Consider the following 16886-nt stretch of genomic DNA (forward strand, 5'->3'; position numbering starts at 1 on the left):
CATGCCCGCACGGGGAAGGACCCTGAGGTCGAAAACACTCGTTGCGCTCGAGATCACCGAGGAGAGTGTGCGCGCCGTCGAGGTGACGACCGGTCGCACGCCGAAACTGATCGCCGCCGGCGAAGTCCCCCTCCCCGAAGGCGCGGCCAAGGACTCCGAGATCCTCGACCGCGACGCCGTCGCCCTGGCCCTGCAGCGGCTGTGGGCCGACGCCAAGCTCACGGGACGGGATGTCGTCCTCGGGGTCGGCAACCGGCGCATCCTGGTGCGCGAGCACGCGACGACGCTCACCAACCCCGCCCACATCCGCGAGGCCCTCCCCCTCGAGGTGCAGGATCGCCTGCCCGTGCCGGTCGATCAGGCGGTGCTCGACTTCATCCCGACCTCCCAGGATGCCGACGGCGTGCGGGGCCTGCTGGTCGCCGCTGTCGCCGAACACATGGAGGAGCTCGTCGACGCGCTCACCCAGGCCAGGCTTCGGCCGACCTCGATCGATCTCACGGCCTTCGGCTACGCCCGGGCGCTGCGTCAGCTCTCGGGCGAGAGCGACACGGCGATGCTCATCGGCATGGGCGAGCACACGACACACATCGTCATCGCCACCGGCGGCATCCCCCGATTCGTGCGCGTGCTGCCCATCGATATCGTCGCCGGCGCCGAGACGGACGGCCCTGATGTCGCGCCGGAACGGACCGCGCCCTCCACCCCGACGGCGCCGCTGCGCCGTGTGCGCATGGCCGTCGGTGACGACCCGGCTGCCCCGCGCGCGCTGCACGCCGACGTCCAGGCCGCGCTCATCGATCTCATCGGGCGACTGCGCTCGACGGTGTCGTTCTATCGCGACCGGCCCGACGCCGCCGCCATCGATGCCGTGTGGGTCGTCGGCGAACACGCCTGGCATCCGCGGCTTCTCGAGTCGATCTCACGTATCGCCGAGGCCGAAGCCCTGCCCGTCGCGCTCGGCGATCTCGTGCCCGTGACCCCGAATCTGCCGATCCCCGGCGATGTCGGGGCACGGCTGGTCGGAACCGCCGCGCTCGTCGTCGGAGGAGCGCGGTGACCCCTGAGCGCCGGAGTGCGACCGGGCCCGTTGCGGCGCTCCCCCGGGTCGACCTGCTGCCGCCGTCCGAAAAGCGCCGCCGCGAGGTGCGCGCCCGCATCCGCGCGTGGGTCTCCGTCGGCATCGGAGCGCTGGCCGTGGCCGTGCTGGCGGTCGGTGGCGCCTTCGCAGCGAATGCCGCCGCATCGCTCCGGCTGGCCTCCGAGCAGGCCCGCACCCAGCAACTGGCGGTCGACGTCGCGGCGCTCTCAGACGTGCGCGCGGCGCTCGCCCTGCGCACCGAGCTGCAGTCGATGCGCCAGGACGCGATGGCGGGCGATTTCGACTGGGATCCGGTGATCGCTTCCCTCGCCACCGTCCTCCCCGCCGGCGTAGAAATGGACGGCTACGTGCTCGCCGCCGGGCCCGCCCCGACCAGCGGCGAGGCCCAGGACACGGTGGGACTTACCGGAACGGTCACCCTGATCAGCGCGGCACCGCTGGACTTCACTGAACTCACCCGGGCGTTCCGCGCGCTCGACGCGCTCACAACTGCGGAGCCCCAGACGTTGGCATCCGGTGACGAGGGCTACACCTACACGATGACGGTGACCTTTGACCAGACGATCTACAACGGCAGCTACGCTCCGAGCACGGAGGCGGGCCAATGACCAAGACTCTCGTCAACCTCATCGGCGGGCTCGCTGCGGTGATCATCCTCGTGCTGGGTGTGGTGGTGGTGGCGCTGCCGTTGTTCGGCGCGGCGGGTACCACCAACGCCTCGGCCGACACCGTGCAAGACCAGAACGACACCCAGCAGCTCGTCCTCGATGGGCTGCGCGCGCAGGCGGCGGACATGGACGCCCTCGAGGACGAGGTCGCAGCGCTGCGTGATGAGATCCCGGCGGCCCGTCACCTCGATGACGTGCTCGTGCTCGCCGTGACTGCCACGAGCACGCACGGCGGTCGGATCGTGGCGCTGTCGACGACCGAGTCCGAGCCGTTCGCGGTGCGCGTCGATGAGGCTGACACGACGGCTCCGGCCTACACCACCGGCACAGACCCCGCGGATGACACCACCACCGAAAGCGGGGCGGCATCCGCCTCCTCCAGCTCAGCCGCCGCGACCGATACGGCGACGCAGACGGCCGATGCCCATCAGACATCGGTGACCATCACCATCGATGCGCCGAGCGTCGAGGATGCCACGGCGATGATCGATGCGCTGCGTGAGGGCCCCCGCCTCGTCGCGGTCGTGCAGGCGACGGTGACGTCGGACGATGACGGCGTCAGCCTGGTCGTCACCCTGCTGGCGTTCGACCGCCCCTGAGCTGATCCGGCCGGCTCTACTGTGCGCCCAGCTGCTCGTACATCGTGAACATCGGCATGTAGAGGGCGATGACCATGCCGCCGATGAGGATGCCGAGCAGCGTCATCATGAGCGGTTCGATGAGGCTCGTCAGCTGCTCGGTCGCGGTGTTGACCTCGGTCTCGTAGAAGTCGGCGATGCTCTCGAGCATGTCGGGGAGGGACCCCGATTCCTCGCCGACCGACACCATCTGCGACACCATCGGCGGGAAGACGCCCGCCTTCGCGAGTGGCAGCGCGAAGGAGCGTCCCAGCCGCACCGATTCGCGCACGCTCGAGAGCGCATCCTCGATCGCTTTGTTGCCGGACGCTTTTCCGACCAGGTCCAGCCCCTGCATGAGCGGCACCCCGGCCTTGAGCATCATCGACAGGTTCCTCGCGAACCGCGCGACGGCGATCTTGGTGGCCAGCGACCCGAAGATCGGCATCTTGAGCGTGAACGGGTCAACGACGCCGCGGAACCGGTCGCTGTTCTTCACCCGGCTGTGCCAGATGACGCCGGCCACGGTCAGCACGATCAGGATGGGCAGGATCCACCACATGTTCCCGGAGAGGGTGACCAGGATCTGGGTCGGCAGGGGCAACTCGCCGCCCATGCTCGCGAACATCTCGGTGAACACCGGCACGACGAAGGTGATCATCGCGATGACACCGACCACGGCGATCACCAGCACGATGATCGGGTAGGTCATCGCCGACCTGATCTTCTGCTGCAGATCGACGTCCGACCGATAGGACCGGGCGATCGCATCCAGCGAGTCGGCGAGGAATCCGCCGGTCTCCCCCACGTTCACGAGACTCACCATGAGCGGTGGGAAGACGTCGGGCTGTGCGGCAAGCGCCGTCGAGAACGACGATCCGCTCTCGATGTCAGCCTGGACCGCCACGAGGGCAGAGCTCAGCTTCTTGTTCTCGGTCTGGTCCGCGATGATCGCGAGGGCCCGCATGAGGGGGAGTCCGGCGTGGATGAGGCCCGCGAACTGCTTCGTGAACACGGCGAGGTCCTTGATCGGCACGCCTTTGCTGAACCCGGGAATCTCGATGTCGCGATTGAGGCCGGTCTTGGACTGGGCGATGACGCTGAGCGGTGTCAGTCCCTGTGCGCGAAGCTTCGCGAGCACCGCGCTCTCGCTGGCCGCCTCCATCGATCCCTTTGTCTCGGCGCCCGCAACGCTGACCGCGCGCCACTGATATTCCTCGAGCGGCATGTCAGAGGTTCCAGTCGTCCTCGGGGAGGTGCGCCGCGGCGGGCGTCGTCACCGCGGCATCCCACGCCTCGGCATCCAGATCGCGCGTCTGCACCCGCACGCCGTCGAGCACATGGTCGTCGGTGAGGTAGTGACGGGCAGTGGATGCCGCGATCTCGCCGCGCTCGACCAGCGACTTCAGCGACTGGTCCAGGGTGTGCATGCCGTGGGCCTCGCCCGCCTGCATCGCGTTGTAGAGCTGCGAGATCTGGTTTTCGCGGATGAGATTGCCCACGGCGGGCGTCGAGACCATCACCTCGGTCGCCGCCACCCGTCCGGACCGTCCTGCCCGGGGCAGCAGCGTCTGGCTGATGACGCCTTGCAGGGTGTCGCCGAGCTGGCTGCGCACCTGGTTCTGCTGGTGGGCGGGGAAGGCATCCACGATGCGGTTGATGCTCTTGGCGGCGCCCTGGGTGTGCAGGGTCGAGAGCACGAGATGTCCGGTCTCGGCCGCCGTCAGGGCCGTGGAGATCGATTCGGGGTCGCGGAGCTCGCCGATCAGGATCACGTCGGGGTCCTGACGCAGCACGCGGCGCAGCGCCTCGGCGAAGGAGCGGGTGTCGGAGCCGACCTCCCGCTGGTGGATGAGCGAGCGACGGCTGGTGTGCACGAACTCGATCGGATCCTCCACCGTGACCACGTGCGCGGGCAGGGTGCGGTTGATCTCGTCGATCATCGCCGTGAGCGTGGTCGACTTGCCCGATCCGGTGGGACCGGTCACCAACACCAGGCCACGCGGGCGGAGGGCAAGATCGCGCGCCACCGCCGGCGCGCCGAGCTCTTCGAGGGTGAATGCGCGCGAGGCGATGAGACGGAAGGCCGCCGCGACCTCCCCCAACTGGCGGAAGACGTTGACACGGAACCGTCCGACACCGGGAACGGTGTGCGAGAGGTCCACCTCCCCCGTGGCCCGGTAGTCCTCGCGATGCGAGGGGCCCATCGTCGCCAGCAGCTCGTCGAGCAGGAGCGCCGCAGGGATCGGCTCGGGAAAGCCCGGCACAGGTTCCAGGTCGCCGTCCAACCGCTGGAGAGCCGGCGCATCGGCGGAGAAATGGATGTCGGAGGCCTTCGACTCCGCGGCGGCGCGCAGCACGGCATCCAACAGGGAGCCGGTGACGACATCATGGCCCCCGCCTCTCGCCTCCGCCGTCAGGGCGGCTTCGGCCGCCGCCCGCATCCGCATCTCAGACCGTGACACGCAGGACCTCCTCGATCGTGGTGAGACCTTCCAGCACCTTGGCCCAGCCGTCGCCGCGGAGGGTCGTCATCCCCTGCGCGAGCGCCAGGTCGCGCATGTCGGCACCGCTCGCATCGGTGACCACAAGCGCTTCGAGCTCGGGCGTCATCGGCATGACCTCGTGCACGCCCACGCGTCCTCGATATCCGGTCCCGGAACAGGCGGGGCAGCCGACGGCGCGGTAGAGCACGGGCGGATCGCTCGGATCGTGGTCCAGGCCGAGACTTCGCAGCACGTCGGGCTGCTCCTGATACGGCTGACGGCATGTCGTGCACAGGCGTCGCGCCAGGCGCTGGGCGACCACCGCCGAGAGGGCCGTGGCGACGAGGTAGGGCTCGGCGCCGATCTCGGTCAGGCGCGCCACCGTGCTCGGAGCGTCGTTGGTGTGCAGAGTCGAGAGCACGAGGTGGCCCGTGAGTGCCGCCTCGATGGAGATGATCGCGGTCTCGGCATCACGGATCTCGCCCACCAAGACGATGTCGGGGTCGCTGCGCAGGATGCTGCGCAGCGCCGCCTGAAAGGTGAGACCGGCCTTGGCGTTGACCTGCACCTGATTGATGCCGGGGATCCGGTACTCGACGGGATCCTCGACGGTGATGACGTTCACCTGCGGGCTGGAGACCTCGCGCAGGGCCGTGTAGAGCGTCGTGGACTTGCCGGAGCCTGTGGGCCCGGTCACCAGCACCATGCCGTGCGGTCGGCTGATGGCATCCCGGAACCGGCCGAGGTTCGCACGCCCCATCCGGAGGTCTGCCAGCGAGAGGCTCACCCCGGTGTTGTCGAGAATGCGCATGACGATCTTCTCGCCCCACACGGTGGGGAGCGTGGCCACCCGGAGGTCGATCTTGCGGCTGTTGTGCGTCACCGAAAGGCGACCGTCCTGCGGGCGTCGACGCTCGGCGATGTCGATCGAGGCCATGATCTTCAGGCGCGAGATGACGCCGTCCTGGATCTTGCGGTCCGCGCGCTGCACCTCGTGGAGCACTCCGTCGATGCGATAGCGCACGGTCAGGTGTGTCTCGCCCGGTTCGACATGGATATCGCTCGCGCGGTCGTCGATGGCCTGGGTGATCAGGAGGTTCACGAAGCGCACGATCGGCGCATCGCTGTCCTGCTCATCAATGCTCTCGGTCGCCGCGAGCTGGGTGGACGCGTTCTCCTGGAGCGTCGCCGACAGGTCGGAGAGCTCCTCGTCCGAGCGCACGTACCGCTGGAAGGCCAGCTGCAGCGCCTCGGCCGCCACGACGACCGGCTCAACGCGCAGGTCGGTGATCGTGGTCACGTCATCGAGGGCGATGATGTCGGCGGGGTCGACCATGGCCAGCACCAGCCTGTCGGTGCCGCGTTCGATGGGGAGCACGCGGTACTTGCGGCACAGGCCCGCCGGCAGCAGGGCCACCACCGCGGCATCCAGCTGCGCGGTGCCGATGTCGACGAACCGATGGCCGGTCTGTCGGGCGATCGCCTGCGCGATCTGAGTGGATGTCACAAGGCCGCGCTGCACGAGCTGACGGGTGAACTCCTCGTTCTCGCCGTGCTCACTCAGCAGCGCACTGACATCGGATGCGCTCACCGCCCCGGTCAGGACGAGCGTCTGTGCGATCCCCCGCATCAGGCCTCCTGACGTCGAACTCGACCAACTTGCGCGGACGACGACGGCCGATCAACGGGGACGATCCTAGGGAAACCCCTGTGGGTATCGAGAGTGAATTCGGGAAAGCTGATCCGATCCTCACCGTCCTGAAGAAAAACTGAGGGAACCGAGGCCGTGATTGCATGCAAACAGCCCTCAGCGTTCTCCCAGCCAACGGAAAACCTGGCAGACTCCACATCGGGGGAACTTGTCAACATGCGCACGGAAGTGATCTGAACCGGGGGAGTCACAACGTCATGCGACCTATCGCCGAGCATCCGCTCTTCGATCAACACGCCCAGACCGCGGTCATCGTGGAAGGCGACCACGAACACGCGGAGCGCCTCACGCTCTCGCTCTCGCAGCGCGGATTCACCGTGCGCTCGGCGACGACGGGTTTCGACGCCGTCAGCGCCGTCACCCGCTTTCAGCCCGATCTCGTGATCGTGGGAACGCAGCTCTCGGGCCTCGACGAATTCGAGACCGTGCGGCGCATCCGTCGGGTCTCGGACTGCTTCATCATGATGATCTCAGCCGATGACTCCGAGTCCGCCGTGGTCGAAGGCTTCCGGTGCGGCGCTGACGATCATGTCGCCCACCCCTACGGCCAGCACGCCATGCGCGCGCGCATCGAGGCGCTGCTGCGCCGCTCACACGCGCTGCGCCGGACGGTTGCCGATGAGATCCCCGAGTGGCTCGAGCACGGCCCGCTGCGGTTGCACCCGGCATCGCGCCGGGTCGAGGTGGAGGGTCGTGACTGCGATCTGACCCGATCGGAGTTCGCCATCCTGCACGCGCTACTGAAATCGCGCAATCGTGTCTTCAGCAAGTCCGCACTGTCACTGCTGGTGCGCGAGGCGACGGGCATCCCCGGTGACCACGTCACCGCGCACGATCGCCACGCGGTGGAAGTCCACGTGATGAATCTGCGACGCAAGCTCGATGACGACCCTCACGCGCCGCTGTGGATCGAGACGGTCCGCGGGCTCGGCTACCGCCTCGCGCCCGAGGAGGCGCACCAGCAGGCGCGGTTCGACACGGGATTCGGGCTCCTGGGCGCTGTCGGCTGATCGGACGTCGACCTCAGGCCTGGGCGGCCTTCAGCTTCGTCCGGCGCTTCTTCTCGACGCCCTTGGCCCAGGTGCCGAACCGCTTCGAGTCAGGGATGCGCGCCAACAGCGGTCCCGCGACGATCGTGATGAGCACGTACGCCGTCGCGAGGGCGGCCAGCGACCTGTCGGCACCCGCCGAGACCGCAAGCCCGGCGATCACGATCGAGAACTCGCCGCGCGGAGTCAGCACCAAGCCGGCGCGCCAACGGCCGGGCTCGGCGATGCCGGCGCGGCGGGCTGCGAAATACCCGGTCGCAACCTTCGTCACCATCGTCGCGATCGCCAGCAGCAGCGCCGGCACGAGCACCGGCACGAGGTCAGCCGGGTTGGTCGACAGGCCGAAGAACAGGAAGAAGACCGCAGAGAACAGGTCGCGAAGCGGCGTGAGAACGCGCGTGGCGTGCTCGGCGACCGGTCCCGAGATCGCGATGCCGACAAGGAACGCGCCGACCGCGGCCGACACGTTCGCCTCGGCCGCCAGACCTGCGATGATGAGCGTCAGTCCGAGCACCGACAGCAACAGCACATCGGCGCGCTTCGACCAGACGAGCTTCGAGACCAGTACGCCGTGTCGGAGCGCCACATAGAGGATCACCAGCACGGCCGCGAGCGCGATCACGACGCTGATGATCCCGGCACCCAGGTCCATGCCGATGAGGACCGCCGACAGGATCGGCAGATAGAAGGCCATTGCGAGGTCTTCTATCACCAGGATCGACAGCACGGTCGGTGTCTCGCGGTTCGAGAGGCGTCCCAGGTCTTGCAACACCTTCGCGATCACGCCGGAGGACGAGATCCAGGTGATTCCGGCCAGCACGAGAGCGCCGGTGACACCCCATCCCAGCAGGAACCCGGCGATCGCTCCGGGGATCGCGTTCAGGAGCATGTCCACGCCACCGGCGACCCGCGACTGTTTGAGGCTCCCCATGAGCTCCCCGGCGTTGTACTCCAACCCGAGCATCACCAACAGCAGGATGACGCCGATCTCGGCACCGACCTCGATGAACTCCTCACCCTGGGAGATCGGCAGAATTCCGCCCTCCCCGAAAGCGAGGCCGCCGAGCAGGATCAGCGGGATCGGGGAGATCCCGATGCGGCCGGCCAGGCGACCCAGCAGCGCGATTCCGAAAAGAAGCGCGCCGATCTCCAGAAAGAGCAGCGCGCCGTGATCCATGGATCAGGCGCCGTTCAGGATCCGGACGAGCTTCTCGATGCCTTCGCGGGTGCCCACCACGACGAGTGTGTCACCGCTGAGCAGGACGTCTGCGGGCTCAGGGGCGGCGACGACCCCCGACTCCCGCACGATGGCGACGATCGAGCACCGCGTGAGCGTGCGGGCCTTCGTGTCGCCGAGCGGTCGGCCGACATACGGGGAGTCGGCGCGCACAGGCACCTTCTCCATGTTCAGACCCGCCACCTGCTCCTGAAGTCCGGCCAGCTGCGTGAGGATCACGGACCCGCCCAGCACCTCGGACAGCGCCGTCGCCTCATCGTCGGTGAGGGAGAGGGTGTCGCCACAGCGATCGGGGTCGTCCTCATCGGAGATCGCGATCTCGCGTCCGCCGTCGCGGAAGTTGATCACCGACAGACGGCGACCGTTGTCGGTGAGGATGTCATGGCGGATGCCGATTCCGGGAAGTTCGGCGCGCTCCACATGCACGGGCATGCGACCCATCTTGGCACTTTCCGCTACCACCCGTTCACCAACTGGCCCTAGCGTGGGCGAAATGAGCGACAGCGACCCGAACGCACGCCGAATCTCCGCCGAAGCATCAGAGCCGACGCTGGACACCGATGCCCTGGTCGGGATGGCCGAACTGTTTCAGGACTCGACCGAGGACCGAGTCATCCCGCGCAAGCAGGTCGTGTCGTGGGTCTTCTGGGACTGGGCGACGCAGCCGTTCAACTCCGTCATCCTGACCTTCGTCTTCGCCGCGCTCTACCTCGTCTCGGACTCGTTCCTGCCCGCCGACATCGCCGCGCTGCCTGCCAGCGACCCGGCCAAAGAGTCCGCATTGGCGGACCTGTCGAGCGGGTACGGCCTGGTCACCACGATTGCCGGCTTCCTCATCCTGGCCCTCGCGCCGGTGCTCGGCCAGCAGGCCGATCGCCGCGGCAGCAAGAAGCGCTGGCTGTTCGTGTTCACTGTGCTGCTCGCGCTGCTGCAGTTCGCCCTCTTCTTCGTGCAGGCAGACCCCGCGTTCTTCTGGTTCGGAGCGGCGATCCTGGCCGTCGGCGCCGTCGTCTCAGAGATCGCGGGCGTCAACTACAACGCGATGCTCGTACAGGTCTCGACCCCCAAGACGATCGGCAAAGTCAGCGGGTTCGGCTGGGGCATGGGCTACATCGGCGGCATCGTCGCACTCACCCTGGTGGTCGTCCTCACCTTCGCGGACTGGTTCGGGATGGACACCTCGGACGGACTGGCGTACCGCCTCATCGCCGTGGGGTGCGCCGTGTGGACCATCCTCTTCTCGATCCCCCTCTTCCTCAACGTGCCGGAGCCCGCCGCATCGATGGCGCAGGGAGACTCGGTCGGGTTCTTCCGCAGTTACGTTGTGCTCCTCAAAGACATCGTGGCGCTGTACCGGGAGCACCGTTCGACGTTCTGGTTCCTGCTCGCCAGCGCGATCTACCGCGATGGTCTTGCCGGCGTCTTCGCCTTCGGCGGCGTGCTGGCCGCGGTCGCCTTCGGCTTCACGAGCACGGAGGTGATCCTGTTCGCGATCGCCGCCAACGTCGTCGCGGGCGCATCGACCATTCTCGCGGGTCGCTTCGATGACAGATTCGGCGCCCGCTCGGTGATCATCACCACGCTGAGCATCCTCGTCGGGGTCGCCGTCGTGGTGTTCGCCTTCCATGACGCCGGGTCGGCGATCTTCTGGGCCGGTGGCCTCATCCTGTCGGGGTGCGTCGGGCCCGCGCAGGCCTCGAGCCGCTCGCTGCTCGCCCGCGTCACCCCCACCGGCATGCAGGGCGAGATCTTCGGCCTCTATGCGACGACCGGTCGCGTGGCGAGCTTCCTCTCGCCGGCGATGTGGACCCTGTCGATCGCGATCTTCGGCGCGACGATCTACGGCGTGCTCGGAATCGCGCTCGTCCTGCTGGTCGGGCTCATCCTGTTGCTGTTCGTGCGCACGCCGAAGCAGCCGACGGCCTAATCCCGGCCGGACGGCCAGGCGTCGGCGAGCTTGCCGAGCAGGCGGGCGAGGTCGGAGCGCTCGGAGTCGGTGAACGACGTGAGCGCGGTGGAGATCGCCTCCCGACGCTGGTCGCGGAATCCTTGCACGAGCGCGAGCCCCTCGTCGGTCAGCGCAATGCGGGTGCGTCGCGCGTCGTCGGGGTCGGCCTCGCGTCGCAGCAGCCCCTGTTCCACCCCCTGTTGCACCAGCCGGGAAGCGCGCGGCTGATCCACGCCGATGGCCTCGCCGAGCTCGCTGACCGTGAGCGGCTCGGGCCGGGAGGCCAGCACGTCGAGCACGCGCATCTTCGCCGGTCCCGCCAGCCGCGCCCCTCCGCGCGGGCCACCGGGTCCCATCGGACCCATCCCGCGGTGATGCTCGTCGCGGCCGTGATGGGATCCGTGTCCACGGCGGTCGGCGCCCTCCGGCATCGACCGGCGCGGACCCCCGCGCCCGCGCAGACGTAGGAGCGCTGCGGCGATCTGGTCGACGGGGTCGGTGCCGGGCTGGGTGGTCATGCCGATCATTTTACATGCGAGTTGACATGCATAGCAGATCAATGTCACACTACATATACATGCCGTATTGCATGGACATCGCCGGGCCTCTCCGCCCGGCCCTCACACCTCAATTCACGTAAGGAATACCCATCATGAACACCGAAGACACCACCACTGACGACACGAACACAACCGACACCCCCGAGGCGACCGGCGGTTGCCGTTGCGTCGACCATGGCCGCGGCGCCCGCGGACCTCACGAAGGTCGCCGCGGCGGCAAGGGCCACGGCCGCGGGAAGGGTCGCGATGGCCACCGGGGTCGCCACGGCCACGGGATGCATCACGGCGCCCGACCCGACCACGGTCGCAACGGGGTGCCGGATGCTGGCGAGCACCGCCTCGGCGAGATCGCCCAGCGCGCCTACGAGCGCGGCTTCGAAGCCGGCTTTGCCTCCGGCTTCACCGCTGCTCACCGCACCGACGCCTGACCCCGCCCCATGTCTCACTCTCTGCCGATAGAGGCGCCCCGTGGGGTCGAAAGTGGGACATGGACTGACGAAAACCGGGACACGGTGCGCTCACGGAGCGCGGCGTCATCTCACCGCGCGGGCGGCATCTTCCAGGGCTCGACCTCGGGCCGAGCGGAGATCACCGCCCGCGCGCGTGCACCGAGATCGCGCAGACGCGGCTGTCCACCTCTGCTCCGCGGCACCGACACCACGAGTGCGACGCGGTCGCGATGGGACAGGCCATCCAGGGGCACGGCGATCGACTCGATCCCCAATTCGGACTCGTGCGAGGTGTAGGCGGCACCCTCCTCGCGCACGACGTCAAGCTCGCGCAGAAACGTTTCCCGATCATGCGCGGTGAACGGCGTCCGCTGCGCGAGAGGGTCCGGCGGCAGCATCCGCTCGACAAGTCGCGCATCCAAGGCGGCCAAGAGCAGCTTGCCGGCGGCCATGGCATGCGCGGCCGCCGTCATGCCGATGCGAGAACCCATGTCTTCGTCGTGCACGGATCGTCGGCCGTCGGTGACCAGCACATCGAGGCCGACGAGGATCGTGGAGTGCACTGACTCGCCGACGACGTCGCGCACCGCGGCAAGAGCCTGGCCACGCCGGGCCCGCACGTCGGGATCGATCGCGGGGATCGCCTGCAGCGCCAGGAGCGCCGGGCCCGGGCCGTACCCCCGTCCCGTCGGCGAGAGCAGCGCGTATCCCTCGCGCTCGAGGGCGCGCAGACACCGGAAGGCGGCAGAACGACTCACCTCGCACGCGGCCATCAGGTCCCCCGTGCCAATCCGACCCCGGGCTCCCAGCAGCTCGACGGCGCGGAGAGCGAGCGGGATGCCGACGACGGGAGCCATTCGCACATTTTATGCCGCTCAGCGACATAAGCATGCGACACAGCTCCCTGTGTTCCCTCACGGATCGAACACTGAAGAACGCGCTTGCCGCGCAGTGACATCCGTACCGCATCCCACAACGAGGTGACCCGTGACCGACACGACTCCGACGACAGCTCTGAAGACCCTGAAGGTGCTTCGCAAGGACACCCTCGAGGCAGCGCCCGGGCAGACCGCGTTCGCGCGCCGCATCTCGGGCGTCAGCAAGGAGAACTCCGAGGTCGAGGGCCTCTGGTTCGGCAAGGTCTACACCGGCCCCGGCGAGGTCTCGGACCCCCATCACCACGGCGAGGCCGAGACCGGCGGCTACGTCTTCAAGGGTCGCGCGTTCATCCGCTTCGGCGAGCGCTACGAGAACATCCTCACCTTCGAGGAGGGCGACTTCGTCTACGTGCCGCCGTTCGTGCCGCACATCGAAGGCAACCTCAGCCACACCGAAGAGCTCATCTGGATGACCACGCGCACGCCCGACAACATCATCGTGAACCTCCGAAACCAGGACGTCGCCGACATCGACATCCCGTTCGTCGACTGACCCCCGCGCATCCATGAAACTCGGTACCGTCCGCACGGCACTCTCGTCCGCGGCCTTCACCCAGGTCGGCGACGAGACCCGCTACCACCGCGCTGCCGATGTGCGGGAACTCCTCGAATCCGGGAAGTGGACCCACCTGGATGGCGAGACCGGACCCGCACCGGCCATTGTGGATCTGCTTCCTCCGGTGCTGTCGCCGCGGAAGTTCATCTGCGTCGGGCTGAACTACGTCGACCACGCGAGAGAGGTCGGCAAGGAAGCACCGGCCGTTCCCACGCTGTTCTCGAAGGTGCCCACCGCGCTCATCGGCGCTGCCGATGACATCCGCATCCCGCCGATCACGAACCGGGTCGACTGGGAGGCTGAGCTCGGAATCGTCATCGGTACCACGGTGCGCAAGGCCGACGAGGATGCCGCCACCGCCGCCATCCTCGGCTACACCGTCGTCAACGACATCAGCATGCGCGACTGGCAGAACCGCACGAGCGAATGGTTCCAGGGCAAGAACTTCGATGACTCGACCCCGGTGGGCCCGGTGGTGGTGAGCGCCGATGGGGTGGATGTCACCGGCGGCGTCGCCGTCGAGTGCATCGTCAACGGCGAGGTCATGCAGGCCGGCACAACCGCCAACATGATCTTCAGCCCCATCGACATCGTCCGCTACATTTCCCAGTTCCTCACCCTGGAACCCGGAGACGTCATCGCCACCGGGACGCCCGCGGGTGTCGGGTTCAGCCGCACGCCGCCGATCGCGCTCGTTCCCGGCGACACGGTCGTGACCCGCATCGAAGGCATCGGCGAGCTCGTCAACCGGTGCGTCGCCGACGACCGGTAACCCTCAAGCGCCGGTGGCTCCCGCGTCGGTGACGCCGACGTCGGTGCGGTGGAAGTTCTGGAACGACCGGGATGCCGTCGGGCCGCGCTGCCCCTGGTAGCGGTTGCCGTACGGACCCGAGCCGTACGGGTTCTCTGCCGGCGAACTCAGGCGGAAGAAGCAGAGCTGGCCGATCTTCATCCCGGGCCAGAGCTTGATCGGCAGGGTCGCGACGTTCGAGAGCTCGAGGGTCACATGCCCCGAGAATCCCGGGTCGATGAAGCCCGCGGTCGAGTGGGTCAGCAGGCCGAGCCGCCCCAGCGAGGACTTGCCTTCCAGGCGGGCGGCGACGTCGTCGGGCAGGGTGATCTGCTCGTAGGTCGAGCCGAGCGCGAACTCCCCCGGATGCAGGATGAACGGCTCGGTCGGGTCGACCTCGATCATCCGGGTGAGCTCGGGCTGGTCTTCGGCGGGATCGATGAAGGGGTACTTGTGGTTGTCGAACAATCGGAAGTACCGGTCGAGGCGCACATCGACGCTCGAGGGCTGCACCATCGCGGGGTCCCACGGTTCGAGTCCGACCCGTCCCTGGGAGACTTCCTGGCGGATATCGCGGTCCGAGAGCAACACGCGATCAGCCTAGTGCTCAGCCACCGCTTGCTATGCTGTGGGGGCGCTTCCGAGCGCATGGGGCTGTAGTTCAATGGCAGAACTTCTGCTTCCCAAGCAGACAGCGCGGGTTCGATTCCCGTCAGCCCCTCCACATACCTCCGCGTGCGGGTGGCCACCGTCCGCTCAGCGATCGAGCTGCAGCCGCTTCCAGGCGATCAGCGTCGCGAGGATCCCGAGCGCGCCCCACACAACCGACAGCAGCAGCTGCGCCGGAGTGACATCCATCTCGAGCGCCCACAGCGTGGGCGCGGCCAGGGGAACCCACCCGCCCGCACCGCCGATGACGACGATCTGGGCAACCGCGACCAGTCCGATGACCGTGCCGACACCGGCCAGCAACGAACGTGTCAGCGTGGTCACCCACGCGACCGGAAGCGCGATGACCGCAGTGAGCAGCACCAGCGCGAATTGGCGCGCGACGCCCAACCACGCCGCCTCATCGGGAGCACCGAGACCGAGCGCGAGTCCGAGCACCACCTCGCCCGCCGTCAGCGCGACCGCCACGAGTCCGGCCCACGCAAGGTAGACGGTCACCTTCGCCATCGCGGTGTGGGTCAGCGTGACGGGCAGTCCGAACAGCCCGGTGATGGTGCCTTCGGCGAATTCTCGGCCGAACATCCATGACAGAACGACCCCGAATCCAACGAATGCCGCAGCACCTGTCACCTGCGCGCAGGTGCCGAGAAGTCCCCACCACGAGGCGTCGGCGTAGGGCCCGAGTTTCGCGGCGACGACATCACTCCCGGATCCTGCGGCCACCAGCATCCCGCCGCAGATCGCAAGGATGCCGCCCACGATCGCGGCGGATGCGACCAGCCCGACGGTCGATCGGCGCAGCTTCATCGCCTCGGCCCACACCGCCGCATTCATGCCGGCTCCTCGCGCGCTTCGTCGTCGAGACGTATCCGCTCGAAGAACACGTGCTCGATGTCGGTGACCTGCGGATCGAGCTCCCCGATGAGACGCCCCGCGTTCATGAGGACCACACGGTCGGCGATCCGCGCGACCTCGTCCAGGTGATGACTGCTCACGAGGATCGCCGCGCCGGCGGCGCGGCGCTCGAGAAGCACGTCCCGCAAGAGGAGAACGCCGGCCGGATCGAGCGCGTTGGTTGGTTCATCGAGAATGACGTGGTTGGGCGCATGCATCAGCGCGGCTGCGAGCCCCACGCGCTGCCGATTTCCGAGCGAGAGCTGACGCACTCGCCTCCCGGCGAGCGGACGAAGCCGGAATCGCTCCAACGCCGTCTCGACCACCTCGACCGGTGCACCGCGCAACCGCGCCGCCAATCGCAGGTTCTGTGTGACCGTGAGCTCTCCGTAGGCCAGCGGTGTCTCGATGACGTGGCCGACGGTGCGCCAGGATGCCGTGGTGGTGCGCGCCCGAGGTATGCCATCCCACAGCACGTCGCCCGCGTCGGGGCGGAGCATCCCCAACAGCATCCGCTGCAGGGTGGTCTTACCGGCACCGTTCAGCCCGACCAACGCGACGATCTGTCCCGCGTCGACCACGAGTGAAAGATCGGCGACACCGGCGCCGGTGCGGAACCGGCGCGTCGCTCGTCGCAGCTCCATCACACTCATGCCTCACCGCCGATGAGCGCACCCAGTGCACCGACGATCGCATCGTCGAGCGGACGTTCCACAGGTTCGACCGCCCATGCGAGCAGCGCGGCGTTGAGCCCCGCGACGACGGCGGCAGCGACGACCGCGGCTGCGCTGGCGACGACCCCACGGGCGGCGAGTGCGGCGATGATCGCGGCCTCGGTGGCCCGTGTTCCCGTGTCGAGAGACGACCGAAGCGCCGGATGGGAGGCGACGAGCTGCAGCGTCTCGCGGACTGCGGAAGCATCGGGTTCCGGCACCGCTCGCCACGCGTCCTTCACGCCACGTGCCACCGCGACAATCGCCGGCTCTTCGGCAGGCCGAGCCGCGACGGCGTCGGCGATGAGCGGGTCGTACGGATCGTCGATGACCAGGGCGGCCTTTGTCGCGAAGTGCCGGTAGACCGTCATCTCTGTCACCCCGGCGCGGCGCGCGACATCGGCCACCGTGACGTCGTCGAACCCACGCGCGCGGAACAGCTCGAGTGCGGACGCACGGATTGCGCGACGGGTCCTCTCACGCTTTGTCATGGTGGAAT

General features: G+C 68.1%; 19 protein-coding genes and 1 tRNA gene. 9 read left to right on the plus strand and 11 right to left on the minus strand.

Annotated features, from left to right (window positions below):
• Position 1: 1 nt before the first annotated feature.
• Genes pilM through ABD206_RS10195 form a run of 3 tightly spaced genes read left to right on the plus strand, consistent with a single transcriptional unit; the run spans position 2 to position 2369 of the window.
• Positions 2-1060 (plus strand): type IV pilus biogenesis protein PilM, encoded by a 1059-nt coding sequence (gene pilM, locus ABD206_RS10185; RefSeq protein ID WP_344072149.1) that lies wholly within the window; start codon positions 2-4, stop codon positions 1058-1060.
• The gene (locus ABD206_RS10190) at positions 1057-1710 is read left to right on the plus strand and encodes a hypothetical protein (RefSeq protein ID WP_344072151.1); all 654 of its coding nucleotides are present in this window, start codon (positions 1057-1059) and stop codon (positions 1708-1710) included. The genes pilM and ABD206_RS10190 overlap by 4 nt, the downstream gene beginning before the upstream one ends.
• The gene (locus tag ABD206_RS10195; protein ID WP_344072153.1) at positions 1707-2369 is read left to right on the plus strand and encodes a hypothetical protein; all 663 of its coding nucleotides are present in this window, start codon (positions 1707-1709) and stop codon (positions 2367-2369) included. The genes ABD206_RS10190 and ABD206_RS10195 overlap by 4 nt, the downstream gene beginning before the upstream one ends.
• A gap of 16 nt (positions 2370-2385) precedes the next feature.
• Here ABD206_RS10195 and ABD206_RS10200 read toward each other — a convergent pair whose 3' ends face one another.
• Genes ABD206_RS10200 through ABD206_RS10210 form a run of 3 tightly spaced genes read right to left on the minus strand, consistent with a single transcriptional unit; the run spans position 2386 to position 6503 of the window.
• Positions 2386-3615 (minus strand): type II secretion system F family protein, encoded by a 1230-nt coding sequence (locus ABD206_RS10200; RefSeq protein ID WP_344072156.1) that lies wholly within the window; start codon positions 3613-3615, stop codon positions 2386-2388.
• 1 nt (position 3616) lies between these two features.
• Positions 3617-4852 carry a type IV pilus twitching motility protein PilT gene (locus ABD206_RS10205; RefSeq protein WP_344072158.1) on the minus strand — a complete coding sequence of 412 codons (1236 nt, stop codon included), beginning with the start codon at positions 4850-4852 and terminating at the stop codon, positions 3617-3619.
• Positions 4839-6503: a GspE/PulE family protein gene (locus ABD206_RS10210; RefSeq protein ID WP_344072161.1), complete on the minus strand. Its 1665-nt coding sequence runs from the start codon at positions 6501-6503 to the stop codon at positions 4839-4841. Before ABD206_RS10210 ends, ABD206_RS10205 begins: the two co-directional genes overlap by 14 nt.
• 278 nt (positions 6504-6781) lie before the next feature.
• On the opposite strand from ABD206_RS10210, the gene ABD206_RS10215 reads away from it, so the two are divergent.
• Entirely contained in the window at positions 6782-7594 is an 813-nt protein-coding gene (locus tag ABD206_RS10215) for a response regulator transcription factor (RefSeq protein ID WP_344072163.1), read from the plus strand.
• 13 nt (positions 7595-7607) lie between these two features.
• Here ABD206_RS10215 and ABD206_RS10220 read toward each other — a convergent pair whose 3' ends face one another.
• Together ABD206_RS10220 and ABD206_RS10225 are read right to left on the minus strand one after the other, a co-directional pair.
• Complete coding sequence (locus ABD206_RS10220; RefSeq protein ID WP_344072165.1) at positions 7608-8810, minus strand: cation:proton antiporter; 1203 nt, start codon at positions 8808-8810, stop codon at positions 7608-7610.
• Positions 8811-8813: 3 nt separating this feature from the next.
• Entirely contained in the window at positions 8814-9302 is a 489-nt protein-coding gene (locus tag ABD206_RS10225; protein WP_344072167.1) for a cation:proton antiporter regulatory subunit, read from the minus strand.
• Positions 9303-9363: 61 nt separating this feature from the next.
• Here ABD206_RS10225 and ABD206_RS10230 point away from each other — a divergent pair, with 61 nt between their 5' ends.
• Complete coding sequence (locus ABD206_RS10230) at positions 9364-10797, plus strand: MFS transporter (protein WP_344072169.1); 1434 nt, start codon at positions 9364-9366, stop codon at positions 10795-10797.
• Here the strand turns inward: ABD206_RS10230 and ABD206_RS10235 are convergent.
• Positions 10794-11336 (minus strand): MarR family winged helix-turn-helix transcriptional regulator, encoded by a 543-nt coding sequence (locus tag ABD206_RS10235; protein ID WP_344072172.1) that lies wholly within the window; start codon positions 11334-11336, stop codon positions 10794-10796. The two genes, ABD206_RS10230 and ABD206_RS10235, sit on opposite strands and share 4 nt — an antisense overlap.
• A gap of 134 nt (positions 11337-11470) precedes the next feature.
• Here ABD206_RS10235 and ABD206_RS10240 point away from each other — a divergent pair, with 134 nt between their 5' ends.
• Positions 11471-11806, plus strand: a complete 336-nt coding sequence (locus ABD206_RS10240; protein ID WP_344072174.1) for a hypothetical protein — start codon at positions 11471-11473, stop codon at positions 11804-11806.
• A 110-nt stretch (positions 11807-11916) separates the two neighbouring features.
• Here ABD206_RS10240 and ABD206_RS10245 read toward each other — a convergent pair whose 3' ends face one another.
• The gene (locus tag ABD206_RS10245; protein WP_344072177.1) at positions 11917-12684 is read right to left on the minus strand and encodes an IclR family transcriptional regulator; all 768 of its coding nucleotides are present in this window, start codon (positions 12682-12684) and stop codon (positions 11917-11919) included.
• Between the two features lie 130 nt (positions 12685-12814).
• On the opposite strand from ABD206_RS10245, the gene ABD206_RS10250 reads away from it, so the two are divergent.
• Both ABD206_RS10250 and ABD206_RS10255 read left to right on the plus strand, forming a co-directional pair.
• A complete protein-coding gene (locus ABD206_RS10250) occupies positions 12815-13258 on the plus strand; it encodes a cupin domain-containing protein (protein WP_344072179.1) in 444 nt (147 codons plus the stop codon).
• Positions 13259-13271: 13 nt separating this feature from the next.
• Positions 13272-14093, plus strand: coding sequence for a fumarylacetoacetate hydrolase family protein (locus ABD206_RS10255; RefSeq protein WP_344072181.1), 822 nt, complete (start codon positions 13272-13274; stop codon positions 14091-14093).
• 3 nt (positions 14094-14096) lie between these two features.
• Here the strand turns inward: ABD206_RS10255 and dcd are convergent, their stop codons facing one another.
• A complete protein-coding gene (gene dcd, locus ABD206_RS10260) occupies positions 14097-14702 on the minus strand; it encodes a dCTP deaminase (RefSeq protein ID WP_344072184.1) in 606 nt (201 codons plus the stop codon).
• 59 nt (positions 14703-14761) lie between these two features.
• Here dcd and ABD206_RS10265 point away from each other — a divergent pair.
• Positions 14762-14835, plus strand: a tRNA-Gly gene (locus ABD206_RS10265).
• 32 nt (positions 14836-14867) lie between these two features.
• On the opposite strand, the gene ABD206_RS10270 is transcribed toward ABD206_RS10265, so the two are convergent.
• From ABD206_RS10270 to ABD206_RS10280, 3 genes are read right to left on the minus strand one after another with little or no spacing between them, the layout of a single operon-like run.
• The gene (locus ABD206_RS10270) at positions 14868-15614 is read right to left on the minus strand and encodes an ABC transporter permease (RefSeq protein WP_344072186.1); all 747 of its coding nucleotides are present in this window, start codon (positions 15612-15614) and stop codon (positions 14868-14870) included.
• The gene (locus ABD206_RS10275) at positions 15611-16327 is read right to left on the minus strand and encodes an ABC transporter ATP-binding protein (protein ID WP_344072188.1); all 717 of its coding nucleotides are present in this window, start codon (positions 16325-16327) and stop codon (positions 15611-15613) included. Before ABD206_RS10275 ends, ABD206_RS10270 begins: the two co-directional genes overlap by 4 nt.
• Positions 16324-16878 carry a TetR/AcrR family transcriptional regulator gene (locus ABD206_RS10280; protein ID WP_344072190.1) on the minus strand — a complete coding sequence of 185 codons (555 nt, stop codon included), beginning with the start codon at positions 16876-16878 and terminating at the stop codon, positions 16324-16326. Before ABD206_RS10280 ends, ABD206_RS10275 begins: the two co-directional genes overlap by 4 nt.
• Between the last annotated feature and the right edge of the window lie 8 nt (positions 16879-16886).

The organism is Microbacterium sediminicola, from assembly GCF_039531125.1.
GTDB lineage: Bacteria > Actinomycetota > Actinomycetes > Actinomycetales > Microbacteriaceae > Microbacterium > Microbacterium sediminicola.